Origin of the sequence: Pseudarthrobacter sp. NKDBFgelt (assembly GCF_046097905.1) — a bacterium.
Classification (GTDB): domain Bacteria; phylum Actinomycetota; class Actinomycetes; order Actinomycetales; family Micrococcaceae; genus Arthrobacter; species Arthrobacter polychromogenes.
Window position 1 is genome coordinate 1 of sequence record NZ_JBJURL010000119.1, and the last position, 8,072, is coordinate 8,072.

The 8,072-nt window shown below is 66.1% G+C and carries 11 protein-coding genes; 10 read left to right on the forward strand and 1 reads right to left on the reverse strand.

Annotation, left to right across the window (positions count from 1 at the left end; all coding sequences use genetic code 11):
• The 5 genes from ACKAE7_RS19875 to ACKAE7_RS19895 form a co-directional block, all read left to right on the forward strand.
• The coding region (locus ACKAE7_RS19875) for a FecCD family ABC transporter permease (RefSeq protein WP_408980099.1) at window positions 1–982 on the forward strand (982 nt) is incomplete at its 5' end.
• Window positions 983–1,044: 62 nt separating this feature from the next.
• The gene (locus ACKAE7_RS19880) at window positions 1,045–2,076 is read left to right on the forward strand and encodes a FecCD family ABC transporter permease (RefSeq protein ID WP_408980103.1); all 1,032 of its coding nucleotides are present in this window, start codon (window positions 1,045–1,047) and stop codon (window positions 2,074–2,076) included.
• A gap of 1 nt (window position 2,077) precedes the next feature.
• On the forward strand, window positions 2,078–2,893 hold the full coding sequence (locus tag ACKAE7_RS19885; RefSeq protein ID WP_321201532.1) for an ABC transporter ATP-binding protein: 816 nt from the start codon (window positions 2,078–2,080) through the stop codon (window positions 2,891–2,893).
• Window positions 2,890–3,930, forward strand: a complete 1,041-nt coding sequence (locus ACKAE7_RS19890; RefSeq protein WP_408980100.1) for a siderophore-interacting protein — start codon at window positions 2,890–2,892, stop codon at window positions 3,928–3,930. The genes ACKAE7_RS19885 and ACKAE7_RS19890 overlap by 4 nt, the downstream gene beginning before the upstream one ends.
• A gap of 154 nt (window positions 3,931–4,084) precedes the next feature.
• Window positions 4,085–4,930, forward strand: a complete 846-nt coding sequence (locus ACKAE7_RS19895; RefSeq protein ID WP_238340949.1) for a GDSL-type esterase/lipase family protein — start codon at window positions 4,085–4,087, stop codon at window positions 4,928–4,930.
• Here ACKAE7_RS19895 and ACKAE7_RS19900 read toward each other — a convergent pair.
• Window positions 4,927–5,214 carry a YciI family protein gene (locus ACKAE7_RS19900; protein WP_408980101.1) on the reverse strand — a complete coding sequence of 96 codons (288 nt, stop codon included), beginning with the start codon at window positions 5,212–5,214 and terminating at the stop codon, window positions 4,927–4,929. The two genes, ACKAE7_RS19895 and ACKAE7_RS19900, sit on opposite strands and share 4 nt — an antisense overlap.
• Window positions 5,215–5,285: 71 nt before the next feature.
• Between ACKAE7_RS19900 and ACKAE7_RS19905 the strand changes: the two genes are divergently transcribed.
• The 5 genes from ACKAE7_RS19905 (at window position 5,286) to rpsN (ending at window position 7,544) form a co-directional block, all read left to right on the forward strand.
• A complete protein-coding gene (locus tag ACKAE7_RS19905) occupies window positions 5,286–5,765 on the forward strand; it encodes a MarR family winged helix-turn-helix transcriptional regulator (RefSeq protein ID WP_188732444.1) in 480 nt (159 codons plus the stop codon).
• 52 nt (window positions 5,766–5,817) lie between these two features.
• A complete protein-coding gene (locus ACKAE7_RS19910) occupies window positions 5,818–6,579 on the forward strand; it encodes an SGNH/GDSL hydrolase family protein (protein ID WP_408980102.1) in 762 nt (253 codons plus the stop codon).
• A gap of 253 nt (window positions 6,580–6,832) precedes the next feature.
• Window positions 6,833–7,069: a 50S ribosomal protein L28 gene (rpmB, locus tag ACKAE7_RS19915; RefSeq protein WP_013602738.1), complete on the forward strand. Its 237-nt coding sequence runs from the start codon at window positions 6,833–6,835 to the stop codon at window positions 7,067–7,069.
• Window positions 7,069–7,236 (forward strand): 50S ribosomal protein L33, encoded by a 168-nt coding sequence (gene rpmG, locus ACKAE7_RS19920; RefSeq protein WP_013602737.1) that lies wholly within the window; start codon window positions 7,069–7,071, stop codon window positions 7,234–7,236. Before rpmB ends, rpmG begins: the two co-directional genes overlap by 1 nt.
• A 2-nt stretch (window positions 7,237–7,238) precedes the next feature.
• Complete coding sequence (gene rpsN / locus ACKAE7_RS19925) at window positions 7,239–7,544, forward strand: 30S ribosomal protein S14 (RefSeq protein WP_009358853.1); 306 nt, start codon at window positions 7,239–7,241, stop codon at window positions 7,542–7,544.
• Window positions 7,545–8,072 lie beyond the last annotated feature (528 nt).

Below are 8,072 nucleotides of genomic sequence, written 5' to 3' on the forward strand. Positions count from 1 at the left end.
CGCCGCCTGGCTGCTGGCCGCCGTCGTCGTACTTGCCCTGCTTGCCGGGGCCTCCCTGGCCATTGGTGCGCGGGGCCTTCCCCTGGCCACCGTATGGGAGGCGCTCACCGCGTTTGATCCCGCCAACGGCGACCATGCCGTGGTCCACGCCCGCATCCCCCGCACCGTCCTTGGCCTGCTGGCGGGCGGGGCACTTGGCCTCGCCGGCGCAGCAATGCAGGGTGTGGCCCGCAACCCGCTGGCCGACCCCGGCATCATGGGCGTCAACGCCGGTGCCGCCCTCGCCGTGGTGACCGGCATCTACGTCTTCGGCGTCGGCTCGCTCTCCGGCTACATCTGGTTCGCCTTCGTGGGGGCCGCTGCCGCCGCCGTCGTGGTGTACCTCATTGCCTCGCTCGGCAGGGACGGGGCCACCCCGGTGAAGCTCGCCTTGGCGGGCGCCGCATTGAATGCGGGCCTCTACTCCCTGATGAACGTCATCCTGGTCTCCAGCCAGGACACCCTGGACCGCTTCCGCTTCTGGCAGGTGGGCGGAATCGCCGGGCGCGACTGGTCCATGGTGTTCTCCGGACTGCCCTTCCTGGCCGCCGGTGCCCTCATTGTGCTTCTGACCGGCCGCATCCTCAACAGCCTGGCCTTGGGCGACGACATCGCCCGGGGCCTGGGCCAGCGGGTAGGCCTGTCCCGCGCCGTCACCGCGCTCGGCATTGTGCTGCTGTGCGGATCGGCCACCGCGCTTGCCGGGCCCATCGCCTTCGTGGGCCTGGTCATCCCCCACGCCGTCCGTTTCCTCACCGGCCCGGACTACCGCTGGATCCTGCCCTTCTCCCTGGTCCTTGCCCCGGCACTGCTCCTCGGCGCGGACATCATCGGCCGCGTGGTGCTCCTGCCCGGCGAAGTCCCGGCCGGCATCATGACCGCCCTCGTCGGAGCACCCGTCTTCGTCTGGCTGATCCGCCGGGGCAAGGGGGCCGGCCTGTGACCCTCACCAACCCCCGCGAGACGGCATTTGACGGCGGTCCGGCGCGCAAATACCCTCGTTTTCTGCCATTTCGGGGCCCGAACCGGACCGCCCTCCTGACCACCGTCGTTGTGGTCCTGTTCGCCGTGTCCGTCCTGCTCGGCAGCTACACGGTGACCATTCCGGACTTCTTCAGGATCCTCATCGCCCACCTGACCGGCGGTGAAAAGATCCCCGGCGCCAGCTTCATCGTGATGGAGAACAAGCTGCCGCGGGCCGTCATCGGCACCATGATCGGGGTCGCGTTCGGTTTGGCGGGCGCCCTGTTCCAGACCATGCTCCGCAACCCGCTGGCCAGTCCCGACGTCATCGGCATCAGCTACGGGGCCAGCGCTGCGGCGGTGACTGCCATCGTGGTCTTCGGAGCATCCGGCGCAGCGGTTTCCGGGGCGGCCCTGGGCGGTGCGCTGGGTGTGGCAGCCATCATCTACGCCATTTCCAGCGGCGGCACCCTGCGCGGAACCGGCCGCGGCGATGCTGCCGGGAACCGGCTCATCCTTGCCGGGGTGGGCATCGCCGCAGCACTGCACGCAGTGGTCAACTTCCTGATGACCCGCGCGGACATCCGCACCGCGGCGGACGCCCTGGTCTGGCTCAACGGTTCCCTGAACTCCGCCAGCTGGGACCGCGCGGGCGTCCTTGCCCTGGCCCTCGCCGTCCTGCTCCCCGCCGTGGTTGCCATCGCCGGCCCGCTGCGCATCCTGGAGCTCGGCCCCGACGCCGCCGCCGGACTGGGGATCAGGGTAGGTGCCACCCGGCTGGCACTGGTGATCACCGCCGTCGCGCTGGCAGCGGTGGCGACGGCGGCAGCCGGCCCGGTCTCGTTCGTCGCCTTCCTGGCCGGTCCCATCGCCCGGCGCTTCACCGGTAAAGCCAGCCTCCCGGCGTCGGCCCTTGTGGGCGCCGTGATTGTCCTGGCGGCCGACTACGTGGCCGCCAACGTGGCCCCCCTGCTGCTGGACGGCACCGTTCTGCCGGTGGGCGTTATCACCGGTGCGCTCGGTGCCCCGTTCCTGCTGTGGCTCCTGGTCACGGCCAACCGAAAGGATGCCTGAGGTGGCAGTTCTCAACGCCAAGGACCTGACGCTGAAGTACGACCAGCGCTGCGTGGTGGACGGCCTCAGTGCCGAGATTCCGGAGGGGAAGGTAACCATGATTGTGGGCGCCAACGCCTGCGGGAAGTCCACGCTCCTCCGCGGGCTGTCCCGGCTCCTCAAGCCGGCTGCCGGTGCCGTGACCCTGGACGGCAAGGACATCCACGCCCTTCCCGCCCGGGAACTGGCCCGCACCCTGGGGCTCCTGCCGCAGCATCCCACCGCCCCGGACGGCATCACGGTCCGGGACCTGGTGGGCCGCGGCCGCTACCCCCACCAGGGCTTCTTCCGCAGCTGGAGCGAACGGGATGAAACTGCCGTGCAGCGCGCGCTCGAAGCCACGGAGACGCTTGCCCTCGCCGACCGGAATGTCGACGAACTCTCCGGCGGGCAGCGGCAGCGCGTCTGGATCGCCATGGCCCTCGCGCAGGAAACCGATGTGCTCCTCCTGGACGAACCCACCACCTATCTGGACCTCGCGCACCAAGTGGAAGTCCTGGACCTCGTGACGGACCTGAACCGCCAGCGCGGCACCACCGTGGCCATCGTTTTACACGACCTCAACCTGGCCGCGCGGTACGCGGACACCGTGATCGCCATGAAGGACGGCGCCGTGGTGGCAGTGGGCAGCCCTCTGGACGTGGTCTCGGAAGGGCTGGTCCGCAGCGTTTTCGGCCTCGAATCGCGCGTCATCCCGGATCCCGTCTCCGGCACCCCCCTGATCATTCCCATCGGCCGCCACCACGTCCCCGCCAACGAACTGGAGCTCGTTTCATGAAAACCCGCGACATCGCCTCCACGGAGCCCATGACCCTGGCGTTCGAAGTGACCGTCACCTCGGTCCAGGAGCTCAGCCCCAATTTCCGCAGAATCACGTTCGGCGGATATTCCCTGCGGGACTTCGGCGTCCACGGCGGCACCCTGGACCTCCGGATCAAGCTGATGATCCCGTCCCTCGCGGCGGACGGCAGCCCGCTGCCCCTCCCGGTGTTCGAAATGAGCCAGGCCGGCTGGTACCGCGAATGGCTGGCCATGGACCCGGCCGTCCGCGGTTCCATGCGCACCTACACCGTCCGCCAGGCCCGGCTGGACGCGGTGTACCCGGAGATCGACGTGGACTTCGTGATGCACTTCGACGACTCTGGGCATGGAGGGCCGGCCGCCAACTGGGCCCTCAACGCCCAGCCCGGTGACGCGATCACCATCATCGGCCCCAACAACAGGGCTGCGCACTGCGTCACGGCCGAAACCTACTCGGGCATCGAATGGCGGCCTGGCCTCGCGCAGCGCGTCCTGCTGGCCGGTGACGAAACATCCGTCCCCGCCATCTCCGCCATCCTGGAAAGCCTGCCGGAGTACATGACCGGGCACGCGTTCCTGGAGGTCCCTGAAGCCGGCGACTTCAGGGAACTGACTTCACCCGCCGGCGTCGACATCACCTGGCTGGCGCGCGGGGCGTCCATCGGGCGGTCCCGGCCGCACGGCGAGCTGCTCCAAGCGGCCGTGCGCAAGGCCGTGCCCGTGCCCGGCTGGGTGGGGATCAAAGCGGCCGACGGCGGCGCCGGCCCCGAGCCGGAGGACGTCAACGTGGACGTGGACATCCTCTGGGAGACCCCGGCGCGGATGGAGACTTCCGAGATCCAGGCCACCAAGAACCCGGGCATGCCGGCCGGCGCCATGCCCTTCTACGCCTGGATCGCAGGCGAAGCCGCCGTCATCAAGGACATGCGCCGGTACCTTGTCCGGGACGTCGGGATCGACCGGAAGCAGGTGGCGTTCATGGGGTACTGGCGGCAGGGCAAAGCCGAAGGGTAAGTCTCGCTGCGCTGCAGCCCCCGGCAACGCTCCATCAGATCCTGCCGGTTTTTCGGGGACGCTCTCGCACTCGATGCGGGTTTTGGGCGGACACTCTCGCACTTCCTGTTCACCCCGGCGTCGTTCTTCCTTCTTCTGTGGTGGCTACCTTGGGCTGGTGCGTGCTCAACCTTTGCTCCCTGACTCCGGGAGGCGGGTTTTTGTCGCCCTAGGGGACTCTTTCACGGAGGGGGTCGGGGACCGGGACGAGCGGTTGCCCAATGGTGTCCGTGGGTGGGCAGACCGGGTGGCGGAGAAGCTTGCCAAGGCCCAGCCCGGGTGGCGCTATGCGAACCTTGCCATCCGCAGCAAGCGGCTCCGGCATATCGTCAGCGAGCAACTGGAACCGGCGCTGCGGATGCGGCCCTCGCTGGTCACGCTCTATGCAGGTGGAAACGACATCCTGGACGTGAAAACGGACATGGCCGCGCTCATGGATGACTACGAAAAGCTCGTGGCTGCACTGGCGGAAACGGGGGCAACGGTGGTGCTTTTCACGGGGTTTGACGTCAAGGTGTCCGCACTGCTGGAGCCGCTCAGGAAACGCAACACCTACTACAACCAGCACGTCCGGGCCATCGCCGGGAAGTACGGGGCGGTGCTGGTGGATTATTGGTGCCTGGATGCGTTCCATGACCGGCGGATGTGGGACTCCGACAGGCTCCACATGTCCAAGGCAGGACATAAGTACCTGGCGGGGCAAGTGCTGGACCAGTTGGGGGTGCCGCACAAGATCCGGCCCAAGGACTGGGAACCGCCGGCCCGGCACAGCCTGCGGGAATGGGAGCGGCAGCAGCGGCGCTGGATCCGCGACTGGGTCCTGCCGCTCTTCGGCCGCAAGCTGCGCGGCGTCACCCTGGGGGACGAGCTGGGCCCGCGCTGGCCGGAGCCGGTCAGGGTGCCGCGGAAGGGCGGACTAAAAAAGCTGGCGGGCGCATCCAACGGCCCGCGTGAGTACTAGCTGTCCAGCAGGATCTCGTAACCCGGGGCCACCCTGGCCGCGTGGAACTCCATGACCTCGAAGTCCGCCACGCCATTCGTATAGAACGGATCCTGCTCCAGGCAGGCATCAAGGACAGCGCGATCCGCCTGGGAGAGCAGCAGACCCCCGGTCCTGGGCACTTTGCGGCCGGCCGCAATGAAAACGCCGTCGTCGAAAGCCTTCTGCAGCCAGGCAACGTGGCCGGCGTTATGGAAGTCCACGATGTCCTGCGGAACCCGGTAGCTCAGGGAGACAACATACATGGCCCCAGCCTACCGGCCGCCGCGGGACCTAGTTGAAGAATCAACCACGCTGCTCTCGTAGAATGAGGGACATGACCGAACCGCGCTGGCTCAACGCCGACGAACGCCGTGCCTGGCTGGCCCTGGTAAGTATCAACACCCTGCTGCCGGCAGCACTGGACACCAAACTCCACGCCGCGGGGAAGCTCTCGCTCTTCGACTACACCGTCCTGGCGATGCTCTCCGAGGCGGAAGACCGGTTCCTGCCCATGAGCGAGCTCGCCGCCCGCAGCAGCGCGTCCCTTTCCCGGCTGTCGCACGTAGTGACCAAACTGCAGAAGCGCGGCTGGGTGGAGCGGCGGCCGCATCCCCATGATGCCCGCGTCACCACCGCCCATCTGACCGAAGAAGGAATGGCCACCATCGTGGGGCTCGCGCCCGGGCACGTCGAGGACGTTCGTGACCTGTTCCTGGATGCCCTCACTGAGCAGGATGTCCTGGATCTGGCGAGGATCGGCGAAAAGGTGGTTGGCCGGCTGGACACGGACCACTGGATCCTGCGGGAAAACTAGACCACACGTCAGCTGGTTGGTTGCTCCCGGCAACGGGTGGCAAACTAACCGGATGGACTTTACTTCCCGGTTTGTCGCCCTCGGAGACTCCTTTACGGAAGGCGTGGGCGACGACGATCCCACCCGCCCCAACGGTGTCCGCGGCTGGGCGGACCGCGTGGCCGAGCAGTTGGGCGCCGCTGACCCGGGCTTCGGTTACGCCAACCTCGCCATCCGCGGCAGGAAACTGCGCCATATCCTGGCTGAGCAGGTGGACGCCGCCGTCGAACTTAACCCCACCCTGGTGACCATCTACGCCGGCGCCAATGACATCCTCCGCCCCAGGATCGATATTGACGACCTTCTGGTGGAGTACGACGACGCCATCGCCAAACTGCGCGCCACCGGCGCCACCGTGGTCATGTTCACAGGCTTCGACGCCCGCGGCTCGAAGGTGTTCAGCACCATGCGTGGGCGCACGGCGATCTACAACGAACTGGTCCGCGGCATTGCGGGAGACCACGGCGCGCTCCTGGTGGACTACTGGCGCTTCAGCGAGTACTACGACTGGGGCATGTGGGCGCAGGACCGGATGCACATGTCCGCGGCAGGCCACGCCAATATGGCTAAGCGCGTGCTGGACGTCCTGGAACACGATCACTCCATTGACATCCCGCCCATGACCCCCGTGCCCGAACTCAGCGGTGTGGACGCCCTCCGCGCCAACGCCCGCTGGTTCCGCGAGTATGCCGGTCCCTGGGTTGTCCGCAGGGTGACCGGCAAGTCCTCCGGGGACGGCTTGACGCCGAAATACCCAGAGCTAATCCGCCTCTAACCCCGGGCCCGCTTATACACCCTCCGGCGCCGGATTGGTCTTTAATTGCGTGAACTCGTAGACTTGGTAGGCGCTAAGTGCGCGGAGCGTGCGCAATTGCTCCGGCTGCCCGGTAATTTCTCCAGGGTGGCCGGTAGTTAGGGGCTCAAGTTGCGTGACTAACCGTTGCCCTTCTTCATTTTTGGGTCGCCCTTAGCAGCATGGTCCAGCAGCAGATATGCGGATCATTACTTTCAATTCTTGAGGAGAAGTCATGGCAGCACACTGCCAAGTGACCGGAGCCGAGCCGGGCTTTGGGCACAGCATTTCGCACTCGCACCGCCGCAACAAGCGCCGGTTCGATCCGAACATTCAGAAGAAGCGCTACTGGGTTCCGTCCCTGCGCCGTAACGTCACGCTGCAGGTCTCTGCACGTGGCATCAAGACCATCGACGTACGCGGCATCGACGTAGTCGTCGCCCAGATCCTGGCTCGTGGGGTGAAGCTCTAGTGGCTAAGGACAAGGACGTACGTCCGATCATCAAGCTCAAGTCGACTGCGGGCACGGGTTACACCTACGTAACCCGCAAGAACCGTCGTAACGATCCGGACCGCATGGTCCTGAAGAAGTACGACCCCAAGATCCGCCAGCACGTCGAATTCCGAGAGGAGCGCTAAACATGGCTAAGAAGTCCAAGATTGCTCGCAACGAGCAGCGCAAGGTCATCGTTGAGCGTTACGCTGCAAAGCGCCTCGAGCTGAAGAAGACCCTGGTTGACGAAAACGCAACCGACGAAGCACGCGAAGCAGCCCGCCTGGGCCTGCAGAAGCTGCCCCGCAACGCGTCCCCGATCCGTCTGCGTAACCGCGACATCATCGACGGCCGTCCCCGCGGTACCTTCCAGAAGTTCGGCATCTCACGTGTCCGTTTCCGCGACATGGCCCACAAGGGCGAACTTCCGGGCATCACCAAGTCTTCCTGGTAATCCAGCACCGCTGCTACCAGCTGCTTGAGAAGAGCCGGCAACCTTACGGTTGCCGGCTCTTCTGGGTTTAACGGACCTTTGCGATGGCGCCGTTTGGGTGGTTGCGCCTCGGGCCTCATGCGAGACTGGGGGCCGGCGTTGGAACTGTGCTGCAGCACACAGAAATGAAGTACGACGGCGGACGGCCCCCCAGGGGTGCCAATGGGCCGTTTCGCCGCGGAATGGCGGGGATCGGACCCTTCTGGCAGGGGGATTTGCGGTGGCGCAGGAGCAGGTGTATTGTTTTCTAAGTCGCCGCGAGGGAGACAGCGAAGAGCTGGTAACCACGGCGGCCAAAACCCCAAAAATCAACACCAATTCTGGTAGGGCTTTAGAGCGCTCCTGAAGAGGTTGGGAGCGGGTCTCCTCAGATGGAAATCCTGAAACACGGATTTGCTTCTGAGTGAATGATCCGGTAAGTTTGTGAAGTTGCTCCGGAGCGATTCATGGCCTGTGAAGTGGTTGTGGTGGTGCCGGGTGTGTCTGTTG

Coding starts and splice junctions, on each gene's coding strand:
- ACKAE7_RS19910 (WP_408980102.1), top strand. CDS start 5,818: ATGGACTTTACTTCCCGGTTTGTCGCCCTCGGAGACTCCTTTACGGAA.
- ACKAE7_RS19890 (WP_408980100.1), top strand. CDS start 2,890: ATGAAAACCCGCGACATCGCCTCCACGGAGCCCATGACCCTGGCGTTC.
- ACKAE7_RS19900 (WP_408980101.1), bottom strand. CDS start 5,214: ATGTATGTTGTCTCCCTGAGCTACCGGGTTCCGCAGGACATCGTGGAC.
- ACKAE7_RS19905 (WP_188732444.1), top strand. CDS start 5,286: ATGACCGAACCGCGCTGGCTCAACGCCGACGAACGCCGTGCCTGGCTG.
- rpmB (WP_013602738.1), top strand. CDS start 6,833: ATGGCAGCACACTGCCAAGTGACCGGAGCCGAGCCGGGCTTTGGGCAC.
- rpsN (WP_009358853.1), top strand. CDS start 7,239: ATGGCTAAGAAGTCCAAGATTGCTCGCAACGAGCAGCGCAAGGTCATC.